The organism is Mesoflavibacter sp. SCSIO 43206, assembly GCF_019904215.1.
Classification (GTDB): domain Bacteria; phylum Bacteroidota; class Bacteroidia; order Flavobacteriales; family Flavobacteriaceae; genus Mesoflavibacter; species Mesoflavibacter zeaxanthinifaciens.
This window is the reverse complement of sequence record NZ_CP063201.1, coordinates 1,989,987-2,006,643: the sequence shown is the minus strand read 5'-3', so window position 1 is coordinate 2,006,643 and position 16,657 is coordinate 1,989,987. Positions and strand designations below refer to the sequence as shown.

Genomic DNA, 16,657 nt, shown 5'->3' with positions numbered 1-16,657 from the left:
TAAAATACTTTACAATAGTAGGCAAAAGTACTGCCATTAATAATAAAATGTCAAAATGTCACAATATTTTTTTAACAATTATTTAATTATCTTCCATGGAATATTTTTTATATATTTGCATATCAAATAAAAATAAATAAGATAAACCATGAAAAAATTAGTATTTAACCTATTTACTTTTGCTGCTATAGGTTTAGCAGTTGTAAGCTGTAAAAATGAAAATAAAGCTGAAACTTCTGATGCTAAAGAAGTAAAAGAAGTTGTTGCTTCTGCAAATTATAAAGCGGTACCAGAAAGCTCTATGATTATGTGGAGAGCAAACAAAGTTGTTGGTGGACACGAAGGAACTATTAACGTATCTGAAGGTGTTGCAAAATTAGAAGGCGACCAATTAGTTGGCGGTAATTTTGTTTTTGATATTAACACAATTAACCCAACAGACATACCTGCAGACGATGAAAATCATGCAAAATTAACTGGTCACTTAAAAAATGCTGACTTTTTTGATGTTGAAAAACATGATACTGCAACCTTTGAAATTACTAATGTAGAAGGAAACAATATTAGCGGTAACTTAACAATGAAAGGTATTACAAAAAACGTAACTTTCCCTGCTAATATCTCTGTTAACGGTGATGAATTAAACATTACTAGTGATAAATTTACGATTGACAGAACTGAATGGGGAATTGAGTACAATTCTGGAAAAGTAATGGATGCTGCTAAATTAGGTGACTACTTAATTAAAGACGACGTAGTATTACAAGTTAAAGTAAAAGCAGATAAAGCTTAGTTTTTAGTTGAAACTATTTTATAAGTGAAATTGCCACAACAAATGTTGTGGCTTTTTTTATTTTAACTCTGCAGTTAGAGCACTTTTAAGTTTGTAGTATTTAAAATTAAATCCTGTAGCTTCTATTTTTTTAGAACTTACTCTTTGACTTTCAAATAGTAAAATATGCATTTCTCCTAATATCATTTTTAAAATACCTTTAGGCACATTAGGTAGAAAAAATGGTCTGTTTAATGTTTTTGCAATTAGCTTACTTAATGTTTGGTTAGTTTCTGGGTTTGGGGCTACTGCATTGTAAGTACCGGTTAACTCTTCTTCTAAAACATGAATAAATAATCTGGCTAAATCCTTTATATGTATCCAAGATTGCCATTGTTTACCAGAACCTAAAGCGGCACCTAAACCAAACTTAAATGGCTTTATCATTTCTGGTAGTGCTCCTCCTTTTTGGGATAACACTAAACCTATTCTTACCTTAGAAACCTCGACACCTATCTCTTTAAAAGCATCTACTGCATGTTCCCATTTTTCTACAACTTGTCCTAAAAACGAAGGACTAATACTAGTTTCATCTTCAGTATAATAATTGGTTAAAGAATCTGGATATATACCTATTGCACTTGCAGATATAATTTGTTTGATATGATGTGAATTATTCTGTAATGTATTAAATAGTAATTGTGTAGATTGGGTACGACTTAAAATAATTTCCTTTTTATAAGTCTCTGTCCAACGCTTAGAGATAGTCGCTCCAACTAGATTTATTATAACATCAACATCTTTAATACAATCTGTATCAATTTCATTTTTAGAAGGGTTCCATAAAAATCCTTTATAATTATTGTCTTTACTAAGTTTAGATTGGCTGGTGGTTAAGAAGTTAACTGCTATATTTTTATCGTGACATAATTTAACAATTTCAGTTCCTATTAATCCAGTTGCTCCTGTTATTAATACACGCATTTTCATTTCAATTTTATACAAAAATAACCAATAATTAGCAGCTAAAAACGGGCTTTAAGTAGGATTTAACAGTAAATAAAAACTTATTTTATTGCTCGTAACATATGTCTTTTGTTTGGTGGACCAGGACATCGTTGCACAGTAAAACCAACACTTTGCATTGCACGTCTTGCTGCGCCTTGCGCGCAATATGTAACTAAAACACCTTTATCTTTTAATGATTTATAAAGAATTTCAAAAATTGGAGCTGTCCATAATTCTGGTTGTGATCCAGGACCAAAAGCGTCATAAAAAATTAGATCATAATAGTTTTCATCTTTAAAGTTGAAAATATCTTGTTGACGTTTTTCTAAAGTGAAATTTTTTGAAATTTTCACAGACTTCTCCCATTCTGTATCATGCATTTTATAAAAAGTAGATTGCAAATCTTCTCTTTTAAATGCTTTAGGAAAATTTAATTGAGATACTGTTTCTGTAGATATTGGGTATTGTTCTACTCCAACATAATCTATGTTTAATGCTAATTCTTCTGAAGAAATTAATGTATTAAATGCATTTAAACCACTACCAAACCCTACTTCTAAAATGCGACATGTATCGTTTTGTAGGTTAGTTTTTATAAATTTTAAACCTGCATCAATAAAGACATGATTAGACTCTTCTATTGCTCCAAAAATCGAGTGATAATGTGTGTTAAATTTGGGATGCAATAAAGTATTAGAACCATCTTTAGTAACTTCGATTTTAGGACTTATAGCCATGATAATTATTTAATTATCAACTTTTTTATACGTGGTATTGGTCCTGTACATTCGGTAGTATGACACGATATACAAATACCAATTGCAGTATTAAAACGTGTTTCTATTGGTACTTTAGAGTTTGGATTAAAAACTTCTTTTTCTGCCTGAATGTATAAATTAGAGAAGCTTTTAAACGTTTCATTTCGGCTTTTAAAATCTGATAATTGCGCGGTATGAATGTTTAAAAACTTCTCTGGAAATTCTGTAGGTATTTTACCTTCTATAATATCTTTTTTTAGCTGTTCGTTATAGGTATACATTTCGTTCATAAGATTTGCCATCTCAGAAGGTGTATACATATCGTAAACTTTCTCAACTTTTTCAGTAGTTTGTGCTTGGTCTTTTTTATCGTGACAAGCAAATAAAATAAAGACTATTAAAAGGTAAAATATAGATTTCATGTTTATTTTTCTACTAATAAAACACCATCTGCAACTAACGCATAAGTGCGCTTTGGTTCTGTGATAGCTTCTATTTCTTCTTTTGTCTTACCTGCGTCTTCTGCATAATGACGTAATTCTTCTACAGGCATTTCTTTAACAAACGCTTGACCGTTTACAATTACCTCTTCACCAGAAATATTTTTTGGCATAAAAAATCCATAATCTTTAAAAGTAACTCTTACTTCGTTACCATCTCCTAAATCTGCTGTCATCCAACATCCTTTAGCTTGGCAAACTTCGTTTACTTTTAATTTAACTTTTGTATTTATACTGTCTCCAACTTTTAAATCTTTGTAATGATCTAACATCGAATTAGCAGCAATAGCATCGTCTGCCATAATTTCCTTCCCAAAAGATTTATAATTTACATCTACAGTTTCTGTTTCTGTTTCTATCGTTTGTGTTTCTTGCTTTGCTTCGTTTTTACAAGCTAGAAAAGAAACAGCAACAGCCATCATTAAAAAATATTTTTTCATGTTTTTAGTTTTAGTTATTTATACCTCAAAGATAGTATTTTAGGTCGAAATTACTGTTTTTAAAGCTTATTTCTGTATTTTTGCAGCCTAAAACCAAGCCTATTTATGAATTCTATAAATAAAAACGATATTAAAGTATTTAGAACAGAAAATTCTAAATTAGATCAAACCGATTTTGAAAACTTAGCTTTTGGACAGATTTTTTCTGACCATATGCTAACTTGCGACTTTAAAGATGGTATCTGGCAAAAGCCAATTATTGAGCCTTATGGGCCTATATCTTTAATGCCTTCTGCAAAGATTTTTCATTACGGACAGTCTATTTTTGAAGGTATGAAAGCCTACAAAGACAAAGACGGTAAAGTGTTTTTATTTAGACCTATGGAAAACGTAAAACGTTTAAATAAATCTGCAAAACGTCTTGCTATTCCAGAACTTCCTGAAGTTTTTTTTATGGAAGGCTTAAAAGCACTTTTAGAAGTAGAAAAAGATTGGATACCAGAAAAAGAAGGTAGCTCTTTATATATAAGACCATTTGTTTTTGCTACAGGTGAAGGTTTTCATGCATCGCCTGCAAACCAATATAAATTTATAATTGCATTAGCTCCTTCTGGTGCTTATTTTGCTGGTAAAGTAAAGGTTTTAATTGAAGAAAAATACTCACGTTCGGCAAATGGTGGTGTTGGTTACGCTAAAGCTGGTGGTAATTATGCAGGACAATTTTATCCTACACAATTAGCAAAAGATAAAGGATATCAGCAAGTGATTTGGACAGACGATACGTCCCATGAATACATTGAAGAAGCTGGTGCTATGAATGTTTTTGTAAGAATAAAAGATACCTTATTAACGTCTCCAACTAGTGATCGTATATTAGATGGTGTAACTAGAAAAAGTGTTTTAAAAATTGCTGAAGACGAAGGAATTAAAACAGAAGTTAGAAAAGTAAAAGTTAGCGAAATTGTTGAAGCTGCTAGAAATGGTGATCTTAAAGAAATGTTTGGAGCTGGTACAGCTGCTGTAATTTCGCCTATTTCTGGATTTGGATTTAGGGATGAAGATTTTGACTTACCAGAATTAGAAAACTCTTATGCTATGCGTATTAAAAAGCGTATTGTAGATATACAAACTAACAAAGCTGAAGATCCTTTTGGATGGAGAGTACAGGTTTAAGTGCTAAGTAAGTGACATATATTATAAAAAAAGCAACCAAAATGGTTGCTTTTTTTATGTCTTCTGTCTTCTGTCTTCTTCTTCAAACTTCAAGCTTAACGCTTCAAGCTTTTAACTTTTCTCTAAAATTTCTTTAATGTTTGGCTTAAAATAGTTTGGTCCTTTTAATACTTTCCCGTCTTCGCGGTAAATTGGTTCGCCATCTTCACCTAATTTACTCATATTACTGCGTTGAATTTCTTCAAAAACTTCTTCTATTTTATGCTGTAAACCATGTTCTATAATGGTGCCACATAAAATATAAAGCATATCGCCTAAAGCATCTGCAACTTCTACTAAATCATCATTATTTGCTGCTTCAAGATATTCTTCATTTTCTTCACGCATTAATTTATAACGCAATAGATTTTTGTCAGTTCCTAAGTCGGCTTTCGGTGTTTCTCTATGTCCTATTTTAAAAGCTGTATGAAAGGCTTTTACTGCGTCTATTTTATCTTGCATAATACTTTATATTCTTTTTGTTTGGAGGTATTGGTTTTAGTAATTTTGCTTAAAAATAAATTATGTTTAGTAAAGGGCAAATCATTTTTGGAGTTTTATTCGCTATCGCTTTTATAATTGTGATGGTTTTTATGTATCGTAAAGACCTAAAACTTCATAAAATACATTATCGTGGTGTACTTTGGATTTTATTAGCTTTTATTGCTTTTATCGGACTTATTGCTTCTATTAAATTTATTTTTATGTAGACTTATTAATTAATACATATTCATAAAAAAAGACCTCACAAATTTTAGAAATCTGTGAGGTCTTTTTTTTGTTGTAATTAAAACTTAATTACGTGCTGGTAAAAAATTGTAGTTAGCACTGTAATCTAACATTTGTCCTTCAAAAGTATCTGGTTGTGTTACTTTTATTGCTGTAATTTCTCCTGCGTCATTAGTTTCTGGTACTAAAACAGGATTTACAAATCCGCTGTAAGGTGCAGATTTGAACTGTTTGTTACGTTCTAAAACTTCGGCATGAATAGCTTGATCTACTTTTACACCGTAATCTTCTACTAAAGCTTCTACTGCTGCATAATCGCCTTCTGATTTTATACGTTGTGTCTCGCGTAATAACTGACCGAATAATTCATGTAATTTTTCATAATCATTAATGTTGAAATACGTTTTACCATCACGAGTTACTTTTTCTATCACATTATCTGCTTTTCCTTTTTCGAAAACCCAAGCACTTACCCATTGTCTGTTACGCATATGTGCTTCTTCTACATCATCTCCTAAATTTAAACGAATTAATTGCGTCATTAATCCATTACGTATGTAACCATCGTAAGCTGCTTTTCCTACAGATTTCCAATCGTCTACCAACCCTAATTCTTGTAATTTCGGGTTATATAAATAGTAAAGTCCAACTAAATCTGCACGACCTTCTTCTAAGGTAGATGCATAATTTTTAAGCGTCTCTTTAGTCTCTCCAACTCCAGGATTTAATTGTCCTGATGCGTGACCAATTACTTCATGTAATGCTGTGTGTAACTTATCTGCTAATTGTCCATGTTTTTCTTCTAGTTGAAGTTCTTCTTCATCATGAACAAATTCTTTTAATCGTCCTGTGCTTCCTGCATTGTTATAAGCTTCAATTATATTTCCTAAAGATACAGACTTACTTCCTACTGCTGCTCTAATCCAGTTTGCATTTGGTAAGTTTACACCTATTGGTGTACTTGGTGAAGCATCACCAGCTTCTCCAGCAACATTAACTACTTTGTAAGTAACACCAACGACGTTTTTCTTTTTATGCTCGTCCATTAAAGGTGAATTATCTTCGAACCATTGCGCATTTTCAGATAACACTGCCATTTTTTTAGACATATCAAAATCTTTGATTTGTACGATAGTTTCGTAACTTCCTCTGTATCCTAACGGATCGTTATACACTTCAATAAAACTATTTATGTAGTCTATATCACCATCGGTAGCAGCAGTCCAAGCAACATTGTAATCGTCCCAAGTTTGTAAATCTCCTGTTTTATAATAGTCGATTAACAATCCTAATGCGTTACCTTGAGCTTCATTTTCAGCAACACTTTTTGCTTTTTCTAGCCATTTAATAATTTCGTCAATTGCGCTTCCGTATAATCCACCAGATTTATACACGCGTTCTTTTAATTGACCGTTTTCTTTTACTAATTGCGAGTTTAATCCAAAAGATAATGGCTTCTCTGGATTAGGAGATTTTTTTTGTTTGTAGAAAGAAATCACATCTTCATTAGTTACATTTGGACCATAAAAATTAACTGCAGAAAGCGCTACATTATCTACGCCTTTTGCTTGATTTACTTTTTTAAGATCTTGATCATTAAATATAACATCAAACGCTTCGCCTTCTAAAGTTGTTTCTGTATCAGCTAATAATTGCTTTAAATAATCTGAAGAAAACTCAGGTTTAAGCTTATCGTTTGAATAGTGATGATGAATACCATTACTAAACCAAACACGCTTTAAATAGGTAGTAAATGCTTGCCAATCTGCCGAAGTTTTATCGCCTTCATACGTTTTATAAACATTTTCTAAAGCTGCTCTAATAGCTAAGTTATGTCTGTAGTTTTGATCCCACATAATATCACGACCTGCTAATCCAGCTTGGGTTAAATAATAGGCTAATTGTTGTTGTTTAAGACTTAAATTATCCCAACTTGGAATTTGATAACGTAAGATTTTTATATCAGCAAAAGTATCTACGTTATAATCAAAAGTAGATTCTTTTTTAACTGAAGTGTCTTCGGTTGTTTGTGCTTTTTTGTCTTCTCCACAAGAAAATAAAAGTGAAGTTAATAATGCAGCACTAAATATTGTTTTTAGTTTCATTGAATAAAATTTTTAAAAGTGCCTAAAGATATAAATATTTAACCTATTAAATTTGATTATATTTGAATTAATAACCACAAATTTTACAGATAATGAAATTCTTAAAATATATATTTTTCATCTTACTAATAGCCATCATTGCAGTATCTATTTATGTTGCTGTCCAACCTAGTAATTTTGAAGTTTCAAGAACCAGAATAATCAATGCGCCTTCTGGAGTTGTGTATAATAATGTAGCCGATTTAAAGCTTTGGGAAAACTGGTCTCCTTGGAAAGAAAAAGATCCAACAATGAAGATTATGTACAACGACCAAACCAAAGGTGTTGGTGCAAGCTATAGCTGGACAGGAAAAGACGGAAATGGCAACATGAAAATTGTTAATACAAATCCACCAAAATCTATAGAACACCAATTACAATTTGAAGATTATGATCCTTCTAAAATCAATTGGACTTTTATACCAACTAACGGCGGAAAAACCGAAGTAAAATGGCAAATGAATAGCGAAAATATCCCGTTTATGTTTAAAGTATTTGGTTTAATGTCTGGCGGATTTGATAAAATGATTGGTCCTGATTTTGAGCGCGGATTAGAAAAATTAGATAGCGTTACAACAACTCAAATTAGACAATATAATATTGAAGTTAATGGTGTTACAGAACATAGTGGCGGTTATTATTTATACAATACAACGTCTTGTAAGATTAGTGATTTTCAAAAAAAAATGGCAGAAATGCTACCTAAAGTTGGACAGTTTGTCGCAGAAAATAATATAACAGTTTCTGGATCTGCATTTGTAATTTATCACAAATGGGATGAAGAAAATAATACTGTTATGTTCTCTTGTGCTATGCCAACGCCAAATAAAGTAGTTACTACAACAAGCGACATTTTAACTGGTCAATTAGAACCTTTTAAAGCAGTAAAAACGACCCTAAAAGGCGATTACAGCAACCTAAAAGAAGCTTGGGATAAAGGCATGAAATATATAGAACAGTACAATCTTGTTTTTGATGAAGATGGTGTTGCTATTGAAAGCTACGTTACCGATCCATCAAATGAGCCAAACCCTGCAAAATGGATTACAGAAATCTATATGCCTGTAGAATAACATGAAGCAACTAGTATTAGTTTTTATTGGTGGTGGCTTTGGTAGCGTATTACGTTTTATTATTGGTAAATGGCTAAACAGCAATCAATCAGGAATACCTTATGGTACATTTTTAGCTAATATTTTAGGTTCGCTTTTAATTGGATTTATTTTAGGATATGCCTTAAAAAACAATAGCTTAAACCAAAACCAAACCTTATTATTAGCAACTGGTTTTTGTGGCGGTTTCACTACCTTTTCTACCTTTGCCTATGAAAACCATTTGTTTTTAAAAAGTGGCGATTTTACCAGCTTTGCTATCTATACAATCGCCAGTTTTATTTTAGGATTTTTAGCGGTATTTTTAGGTATTTGGCTAGCTAAATAAATTATTTTTTAAACACTTTAACTCCAGCTTTTACAGCAACATCAAGATAATTTTCTCTTGGAACAATTGGGCAAGAAAATTTTTCGTTATAAGCGCAATAAGGATTGTACGCTTTGTTAAAATCTATGTCTATAGCATTACCTTCTGGTATTCTTAAATCTATATAACGACCGCCGCCATATGTTGTATCTCCGTTAGTATCATCCAAAAAAGGTAAGAATAAATAATCCTCAAAGCCTTCTTTTGTCATTAACTCTTTACCTTGATAGACATTAAGTGTATATGCTTTTCCTTTTAATTGAAAGTTTAAAACACCATAAACACGCTCGTCTGTAGTTTCATTTAAGGTCCTTTTCATTTTAAACCATTTAGAGTTTGGTGTGCGTTTTAATGTTGCTTTAGCAACAAAAGTACTATCAAATTGAAAAAAATCTAAACCTTTAAAATTTTGTCTATCTCTATCTTTTAAAGGCGATTTAGAAGCATCTTTAAACATGGCGTTTTGATCTTTTTGCCAATCAGTTGCTCCTAAAATTGGTTGTTTACCTTCTTTACAGTTAAAAATTATTAGTACAACACAGAAAATAGAAAAGAAGTTTTTCATTTTTAAAAAATTAAATTATTTAGTTTCAAAAATACGACTTATTAAAAATTTTACTTAGCTTTGATTTAAACTTTTAAGAAAAGAATGAAAAGAGTCAACACATATTGTAAGCAACAAACCACTTCTATCAAGGATTGCAATAGAAGAAGGACGCTTTATATGTTTTGATGATTTAGATATCAATTTTAAGAATATAAAAAGTCCAGCTTCATTGTTGGACTTTTCTATTTTTAAGCAGCAATGAAGTCAATCTTTTTTAAAACCAACCAAAAAAAATGAAAAGATTACTTAAACTTTATTTAAACACCTTTGATGGACTATCAAGAGAAGTTTGGTGGCTAGCATTAATTACGTTAATCAATCGTGCTGGTACGATGGTTATTCCTTTTTTATCATTATATCTTACTGAAGATTTAGAGTTCTCTCCGTCTACAGTTGGATCGATTATGGCTGCTTTTGGATTAGGATCTGTTGTAGGGTCTTGGTTAGGCGGAAAATTAACCGATAAAATTGGCTACTACAAAATTATGGTATTTAGCCTTTTTGTATCTGGTTTGTTATTTATTTACCTGCAATATTTAAAAACAGTACTTAGCTTATCCATTGGTATTTTTGTTTTAATGCTAGTTGCAGATATGTTTAGACCTGCCATGTTTGTGGCGTTAAGCGCATATAGCAAACCCGAAAACAAAACACGAAGTGTGACATTAATTAGACTAGCTATTAATTTAGGATTTTCGGCTGGTCCTGCAGTTGGAGGATTGATAATTGCAGGATTGGGTTACAGCGGATTATTTTGGGTAGATGGTATAACTTGCATTTTGGCTACCTTACTTTTAATTCAACTATTAAATCCTAAAAAATCTAAGGTTTTAGACGAAGTTAAAGTTGAAGAGCCTTACTCAGCATACAAAGACAAAGCTTTTATTATCTTCCTATTTGCTTTATTTTTATTCGGAGTTATGTTCTTGCAATATTTCTCTACCATGCCAATATATTACAGAGACAGTCACTTTTTAACAGAACCTGAAATTGGTTTACTGTTAGGTGCTAATGGTTTTTTTATCTTTTTATTAGAAATGCCTCTTATAAAATGGTTAGAAAACACAAGATTTAATAAAGTAACACTTATATGGTTTGGTGCGTTATTAACAAGTTTAAGCCTTTTAATTTTAAACTTTACAACGTGGTCTGGCATACTAATTATCGGTATGTTTTTAATGACAGTTGGAGAGATGATTGCTTTTCCGTTTGCCAACGCATTTGCTTTACAACAGGCTAAAAAAGGTAATCAAGGAGAATATATGGCATTATACTCTATTGCGTTTTCTTTTGCTCATATTTTTGGTCATAAAGCAGGCTTAGAAAGTGTTAGCGCATACGGTTTTGATAACACATGGTACATATTTACAGTAGTTGGTGCATTGTGTATGTTTTTACTTTTTGTTTTAAAACAGTTTTTAAAAGCAAAAAAACATAATAAGTTTAGCATTTAAAACTTTGTTAATGTATTTCCTCTAATCTAAGTTTTTTTTATCTAATTACATTAACTTTGTATTGCTTATGAAAACGACAAATTTAGACATCATCATCATTGGCGCAGGTCCAATTGGTATTGCCTGTGCTTTAGAATGCAAAAAACGTAACTGGAATTATTTAGTAATAGAAAAAGGCGCGTTAACCAATTCATTATTTAATTACCCTTTAAATATGACATTCTTTTCTACTTCAGAAAAGTTAGAAATAGATAATATTCCGTTTATTAGTAATAACCCAAAACCTACACGTAATGAGGCTTTAGAATATTACCGAAGAGTAGTGACATCTAATCAATTAAATATTAAGTTATACGAAGAGGTATCTACTATTAAAAAAGTAAATGATGACTTTAACATTAAGACAAGCAAAAACCAATACAAAGCAAAAAAGGTGATTATAGCTACTGGCTTTTACGATATCCCTAATTTGTTGGATGTGCCTGGTGAAGATTTACCAAAAGTATTTCATTATTACAAAGAAGCACATCCGTTTACCTTACAAAATATAGCAGTTGTTGGTGCAAGTAACTCGTCTGTAGATGCTGCTTTAGAAATTTACCGTAAAGGCGGAAACGTAACTATGATTGTTAGAGGCGAATCTATTGGCGAACGCGTTAAATATTGGGTAAGACCAGATATTTTAAACCGAATTGAAGAAGGTAGCATTAAAGCTTATTTTAATTCTGAAATCACTAAAATTGAAGAACACCAAATTAAAATTAAAACACCGGAAGGTCAAATTACCTTACCAAACGATTATGTTATTGCTTTAACTGGTTACCAACCTAACTTTAAGTTTTTAGATCAAGCTGGAATTAAATTTTCTGAAGACAAAAAACACATCCCAAATTATAATCCAGATACTATGGAATCTAACGTTGAAGGACTGTATCTTGCTGGTGTTATTTGTGGCGGTATGGAAACACATAAATGGTTTATAGAGAACTCTCGCATTCATGCAAAACTAATTGCAGAAGATATTGCCTCTGAAAGCTAAAGCTTTTTTATCGCATTGTTTTTTACCACATGAGATAAGATAATTTGCGTTTTACATTCGCCATAAACAATTAATTGATCAATAAAACTCTCTAAGTGCTTTTGGTTTTTTAGGATTACTTCCATAACGATGTTTTCGTTACCAGTAATTCGATAGCAATTAACAACTTCATCAAACGTTTTTACCTTTTCTAAAAACGGTTTTAGTTTTCCCATAAAAGCTTGTAATGTAATTAAGGCTTTTAATTGATAACCAACTTCAAAAGGAGATATTAATGTAATATGATTTTGGATAATTCCTAAATCTTCCATCTTCTTTATACGTTCAGAAACTGCAGGAGAAGTTATACCAACCTGCCTTCCTATTTCTGCATTAGATTGCCTAGCATTTTGCTGTAAACACCTCAAAATCTTCCAGTTAAGATTATCTATATTCATTTCTAAAGAATTTTCAAAAAATAATTTAATTATTAAAGCAAATATATAGCTTTACTTTAACATCTAAAGACGAAAACGTTATCATGTTAGTAATTTTGGTAAAAAGAAAAATTAAAATGTCGGCTCAAGTCCCTTCACACCTATCAGATTTACCAGTTTACAAACAGGCTATACAAATTTTTACACTGTCTAGAAGTATTTCGTCTTATTTAAATCAAGATTTAGCCTATTTATATGAAGATGGAAAAGAGGATAACAACATCTATTTTTCTGGAGATATTGTGCAACAATCTGAATCTCTAGCTCCAGAAATTATTAATGCCGAATTGCAACGCCATTCTGATAAAAAACACAAACATGCTGCATCTGTTAGACGATTAACTAATAGACTTTACAGAAACTGTAAAAGACTAGAAAGGTGTAATAGTAATGGTAAAGACTTTCTTCCGTTGTTAAAAAAAGAACTTAGAGTATTTAGAAAGTTACAACGTAATTGGATGATGACGCTTTAATTGCAAATCTTACAATCGTCCTTGTCCTTTAATTCGCCAACTAAGTAACCATCATTGTTCATTTCGTAACCACAACAATCCATAAAACCTTGTGCTATTTGTTTTCTGCCACGTTGTATTTGAGATTTTACGGTAGATAATGAAAGGTTTAAACGCTTAGCGACTTCTTTTTGTTTTAAACCCATAATGTCTGACAAGAAAATAGGTTCTCTGTATTTTTTAGGAAGATTGACTAAAATACCTCTTAAGCAATCTTTTTCTGTATGCTCATGGTTTTCTAGAGTGTCTGTTACTTCAAAATCATTTAGCTCTACTTTAATTTTTTTAGTTTTAAAATAGTCCATAAGCGTATAGCGCGCGACAGAAAATAACCATGGTTTTAGTTTATCATCATTCTTCAAGGTTTGTAATTTGGTATGTACTTTTATAAAAGTCTCTTGCAAAATATCATCTGCAACGCTTTCATCTTTAGTTTTACTTAAGATAAAACGTTTTATATCTTGCGCATAGGTATCCCAAACGTGCTTTGTAGTCATATTTTAATATAAAAAAATCAGCTTAAATTTTCAAAAAAACTTAAGCCGATTTTAGGTTTAACAATTACAATTGCTGCAAGTGCAATTTTGGCAAGTACAGTCTGCACATCTTCCGTTATTACAAGGTTCGCAATTACAATTACAAGATTTATCAGTTTTCATAAATGAATAAATTTTTAGGGTTCACTTAATAGACGATAAAACTTTAAAAAAGATGCATAATTCTTACGTTATTTTGGTAATTCAACTTTATTTATAGTAAAACTTAAGTCACTTATATCGCCTGAAGCCTCGTTAATTCTAGAATTGGTGTAGTATAAATACCCATCGTAAATACTAAAAGTATCTGCCCATTTTACCTTATCGCCTTCAATTAATGTTTTAATAGTGCCGTTTGGTGTGATATAATCAATTTTATTGTGTTCTAAATCGGCATAATACAGATTACCCTTTTGATCAAAAATCATTCCGTCTGGTGCTGCAGTTTTGGCTTCAAATGTTACAGAAGCTTCAATTTTAGCTTTATCTTTTAAATTGAAACTACTCACAGGAATAGAGTATAAACTGTAACCTGTTAGTGCGTGGTAAAATAAGCGTTGCTTTTTTTGGTCAAACGCTATTCCGTCAGAATGTACTGTATTTTTCCAAATAGCGTTATCAAAAGTAAGCTCAGAGACTTCCGCTATTGTACTTTTGTGGTTATCTAAAATTCGGATACTTTTTCCTGTGTTTAAATCTAAAGCGACTAATCCTGCGTGACCAGAATCTGTAAAATATAGTTTATTATTTACCTTATCTACACGCAAATCGTTAATGTAAGAATCGCTATGATAACTATCTTTATCTAACTTGTAAGTTTGCTCTAAAGTATTAGTCTTTAAGTTGAACACAAACACTCTTGGCACATCTACAACACCAGAAAATTTAGGATTTCTCGTATCTAAAACATATAATTTATCCTCAAAAGCAACTACAGATTGTACACCTAAAAATTGATCGTCTTTTGGCTGATCGTCTGGTTGCCATAAATTCCAAATGTCATTTGGGTACGACTTAGATGAACCATCTTCAAACACCTCGACTACCGAATATTTAACCGTATCACGCCATCTAGGAAAGTTAGCAAATACACGACCATTTTCTGTTACCGTTACTCCTGTAACTTGCTGACCTTTAAAACTTGCTACTTCAATAATCTCTTGCTTATTTTCAGAAGTTGATTCTGTTGTTTTAGCGGTTTCTGCTCCTTTTTTTGTATCATTATTACAAGCAAAAAACGATACAACAGATAACAATAATATGATTATCTTTTTCATTTTAAACTATTTTATTTGTGTTCATTTGCATAAGCACCAGACGAATAGGTTAACTCATAACTGTGCGTATAAATCTCAAAAACAATCCCAAAAGGATCTTCTACATAACACATTTTATAAGGCTTATCGTTTGGATAATATTCTCTAATTGGCATACGTTGTTTTCCGCCAGCAGCAACAATTTTTTCAATTAAACCTTCAATATCAGGATCTTGTACACAAAAATGAAACAAACCTGTATTGAATGGATTAAATTCTGGTGCTTCTTTTTTTCCGTGAGGAAAACTAAATAGCTCTACACCTATACCGTCTGACGTTGTCAAATGTGCAATTTCAAAGGTTTCCCAATCGTCGCCAAACACATCTATACACATTTGCCCTATAGCGGTATCGGTTTCTTTTTTTACTAAAGATGGTGGCATAATGGTGTACCAACCCATTACTTCTGAATAAAATTTTGCAGCTTTATTAATATCTGGTACTGTAATACCAATGTGCGAAAATCGTTTTGGATATGTTGTCATAACTTTGTTTTATAATTATTATAGCTAGCAAAGTTATTGGGTAATTAAAAGAAAGCATGTTATAGGTATTATAAAATTTATGATTTTACCTTCACCATTCTTGCATTAAACATAAAGCTATCTTGATACGCTGCTATTTTAGAATTGAAATTTTCAGAGAAAATTACAAACTGCGCTTTGGGTGTACTTTCGGTTAATCTTAAAATATAATTATGATTATTATCTCTATTTATAAAATCTGCATCATGTACCACAAACAATTTTAACTCGCCAGTATGCACACTATTTAAGTGATATAATTTGCTTAACTGTTTTGGTGTTGCTATTAAAATATCTACACCATAATAAATGTCTTCGCGTTGAGTTTCTAAGTTTTTAGCGGCATATGCACAATACAATCGTAAATCTGTATTTGCTGTAAAGGCTTCAAATTTTTCTTTTAATTGTAATGCTTCTTGCCTGTCCTTTACCAAAATTAATGCTCTTGGCGAATCTTCAAAAGCTTCAGCTTTTAATTTTTGAATCACAGAAATAATTAAAGTAGTCGTTTTACCACATCCTTTTGGTCCAATACCATACACACTTGCACCACTTTTTATAATGGGTAATATTTTTTTCTGAAAAGCATTAGGCTGTTCAATACCTAATGTTTCCAAAGACTCTTTTAATAAAGGATGGTATTTTTTAAAAGACATGTAATTTAGTTTACAATTAAATTTTAGTTTGAATTATAAAAATACTCTAGCATCTAAATTTAATAGCTCGGATCTTATAATTTTTATTTTTTTAAATTCTGAATGTTTGGGATTAATAATTACATTATTTTCTAAAGGAAGAATTGCCGAAGGTACTTTAAGTCCCAAACTAGCACCTTCATCTGCCCAATTAGTACCATAATTTTGAGTACTATGATGTGGCGGATTTACTCTTAGATGTTCTGAAATTTCAGTAAAATTTTCTTCATCATTAATTAATTTATCTAGCACATCTATTTCTATAAAATACAGATCAGTTGGTGCTAAATCTTGATTAAAATGAACTAAAACTTCTAAAACACATAAAGATAAAGACGTCGAAAAATAAAGCATATTTGTTCCTCTTTTATTCCATCGTCCACCAAATAACCTAGCGCCTTCACCACTTAAATCTTCGATGTAATTTTTTTTGGCTATTCTAAATAATCTCATGAT

Annotated in this window: 21 protein-coding genes; 8 read left to right on the top strand and 13 right to left on the bottom strand. The window is 31.3% G+C overall.

The genetic code is table 11. The features are described from left to right. The first annotated feature begins 148 nt into the window (after positions 1-148). A complete protein-coding gene (locus INR78_RS09240; protein ID WP_223076284.1) occupies positions 149-793 on the top strand; it encodes a YceI family protein in 645 nt (214 codons plus the stop codon). Between the two features lie 57 nt (positions 794-850). Here the strand turns inward: INR78_RS09240 and INR78_RS09235 are convergent, their stop codons facing one another. From INR78_RS09235 to INR78_RS09220, 4 genes are all read right to left on the bottom strand, one after another. Further along, positions 851-1,756 (bottom strand): TIGR01777 family oxidoreductase, encoded by a 906-nt coding sequence (locus tag INR78_RS09235; RefSeq protein ID WP_223076283.1) that lies wholly within the window; start codon positions 1,754-1,756, stop codon positions 851-853. Positions 1,757-1,839: 83 nt separating this feature from the next. Further along, complete coding sequence (gene mnmD / locus INR78_RS09230) at positions 1,840-2,517, bottom strand: tRNA (5-methylaminomethyl-2-thiouridine)(34)-methyltransferase MnmD (RefSeq protein ID WP_255593048.1); 678 nt, start codon at positions 2,515-2,517, stop codon at positions 1,840-1,842. 5 nt (positions 2,518-2,522) lie between these two features. Next, entirely contained in the window at positions 2,523-2,960 is a 438-nt protein-coding gene (locus INR78_RS09225) for a hypothetical protein (RefSeq protein WP_223076282.1), read from the bottom strand. 2 nt (positions 2,961-2,962) lie between these two features. After that, positions 2,963-3,478, bottom strand: coding sequence for a DUF4920 domain-containing protein (locus INR78_RS09220; protein ID WP_223076281.1), 516 nt, complete (start codon positions 3,476-3,478; stop codon positions 2,963-2,965). Between the two features lie 105 nt (positions 3,479-3,583). Between INR78_RS09220 and INR78_RS09215 the strand changes: the two genes are divergently transcribed. Beyond that, positions 3,584-4,651 (top strand): branched-chain amino acid aminotransferase, encoded by a 1,068-nt coding sequence (locus tag INR78_RS09215; RefSeq protein ID WP_223076280.1) that lies wholly within the window; start codon positions 3,584-3,586, stop codon positions 4,649-4,651. 111 nt (positions 4,652-4,762) lie between these two features. On the opposite strand, the gene INR78_RS09210 is transcribed toward INR78_RS09215, so the two are convergent. After that, positions 4,763-5,152: a nucleoside triphosphate pyrophosphohydrolase family protein gene (locus INR78_RS09210; protein WP_223076279.1), complete on the bottom strand. Its 390-nt coding sequence runs from the start codon at positions 5,150-5,152 to the stop codon at positions 4,763-4,765. 62 nt (positions 5,153-5,214) lie between these two features. On the opposite strand from INR78_RS09210, the gene INR78_RS09205 reads away from it, so the two are divergent. Further along, positions 5,215-5,400, top strand: a complete 186-nt coding sequence (locus INR78_RS09205) for a hypothetical protein (protein ID WP_027880757.1) — start codon at positions 5,215-5,217, stop codon at positions 5,398-5,400. Positions 5,401-5,484: 84 nt separating this feature from the next. Here the strand turns inward: INR78_RS09205 and INR78_RS09200 are convergent, their stop codons facing one another. Beyond that, complete coding sequence (locus tag INR78_RS09200) at positions 5,485-7,524, bottom strand: dipeptidyl peptidase 3 (protein WP_223076278.1); 2,040 nt, start codon at positions 7,522-7,524, stop codon at positions 5,485-5,487. Positions 7,525-7,616: 92 nt separating this feature from the next. On the opposite strand from INR78_RS09200, the gene INR78_RS09195 reads away from it, so the two are divergent. Then, positions 7,617-8,636 (top strand): SRPBCC family protein, encoded by a 1,020-nt coding sequence (locus INR78_RS09195; RefSeq protein ID WP_223076277.1) that lies wholly within the window; start codon positions 7,617-7,619, stop codon positions 8,634-8,636. Position 8,637: 1 nt separating this feature from the next. Continuing rightward, positions 8,638-9,003 (top strand): fluoride efflux transporter CrcB, encoded by a 366-nt coding sequence (crcB, locus tag INR78_RS09190; RefSeq protein ID WP_223076276.1) that lies wholly within the window; start codon positions 8,638-8,640, stop codon positions 9,001-9,003. Between the two features lies 1 nt (position 9,004). On the opposite strand, the gene INR78_RS09185 is transcribed toward crcB, so the two are convergent. Then, on the bottom strand, positions 9,005-9,607 hold the full coding sequence (locus INR78_RS09185) for a DUF1684 domain-containing protein (RefSeq protein ID WP_223076275.1): 603 nt from the start codon (positions 9,605-9,607) through the stop codon (positions 9,005-9,007). Positions 9,608-9,882: 275 nt separating this feature from the next. Here INR78_RS09185 and INR78_RS09180 point away from each other — a divergent pair, with 275 nt between their 5' ends. Then, complete coding sequence (locus INR78_RS09180) at positions 9,883-11,103, top strand: MFS transporter (protein ID WP_223076274.1); 1,221 nt, start codon at positions 9,883-9,885, stop codon at positions 11,101-11,103. A gap of 67 nt (positions 11,104-11,170) precedes the next feature. Continuing rightward, positions 11,171-12,142 carry a YpdA family putative bacillithiol disulfide reductase gene (locus INR78_RS09175; RefSeq protein WP_223076273.1) on the top strand — a complete coding sequence of 324 codons (972 nt, stop codon included), beginning with the start codon at positions 11,171-11,173 and terminating at the stop codon, positions 12,140-12,142. Here INR78_RS09175 and INR78_RS09170 read toward each other — a convergent pair. After that, positions 12,139-12,579: an Lrp/AsnC family transcriptional regulator gene (locus tag INR78_RS09170; protein ID WP_027880750.1), complete on the bottom strand. Its 441-nt coding sequence runs from the start codon at positions 12,577-12,579 to the stop codon at positions 12,139-12,141. The genes INR78_RS09175 and INR78_RS09170 overlap by 4 nt on opposite strands. A gap of 116 nt (positions 12,580-12,695) precedes the next feature. Here INR78_RS09170 and INR78_RS09165 point away from each other — a divergent pair, with 116 nt between their 5' ends. Further along, complete coding sequence (locus INR78_RS09165) at positions 12,696-13,091, top strand: hypothetical protein (RefSeq protein WP_223078052.1); 396 nt, start codon at positions 12,696-12,698, stop codon at positions 13,089-13,091. Here INR78_RS09165 and INR78_RS09160 read toward each other — a convergent pair. From INR78_RS09160 to INR78_RS09140, 5 genes are all read right to left on the bottom strand, one after another. After that, positions 13,088-13,627, bottom strand: coding sequence for a sigma-70 family RNA polymerase sigma factor (locus INR78_RS09160; protein WP_223076272.1), 540 nt, complete (start codon positions 13,625-13,627; stop codon positions 13,088-13,090). The two genes, INR78_RS09165 and INR78_RS09160, sit on opposite strands and share 4 nt — an antisense overlap. A 230-nt stretch (positions 13,628-13,857) precedes the next feature. Beyond that, on the bottom strand, positions 13,858-14,943 hold the full coding sequence (locus INR78_RS09155; RefSeq protein WP_223076271.1) for an SMP-30/gluconolactonase/LRE family protein: 1,086 nt from the start codon (positions 14,941-14,943) through the stop codon (positions 13,858-13,860). An 11-nt stretch (positions 14,944-14,954) separates the two neighbouring features. Continuing rightward, positions 14,955-15,467: a VOC family protein gene (locus tag INR78_RS09150; protein ID WP_223076270.1), complete on the bottom strand. Its 513-nt coding sequence runs from the start codon at positions 15,465-15,467 to the stop codon at positions 14,955-14,957. Between the two features lie 77 nt (positions 15,468-15,544). Further along, complete coding sequence (locus tag INR78_RS09145) at positions 15,545-16,162, bottom strand: DEAD/DEAH box helicase (RefSeq protein ID WP_223076269.1); 618 nt, start codon at positions 16,160-16,162, stop codon at positions 15,545-15,547. 33 nt (positions 16,163-16,195) lie between these two features. Then, a complete protein-coding gene (locus tag INR78_RS09140) occupies positions 16,196-16,654 on the bottom strand; it encodes an RES family NAD+ phosphorylase (RefSeq protein WP_223076268.1) in 459 nt (152 codons plus the stop codon). Positions 16,655-16,657: the final 3 nt, after the last annotated feature.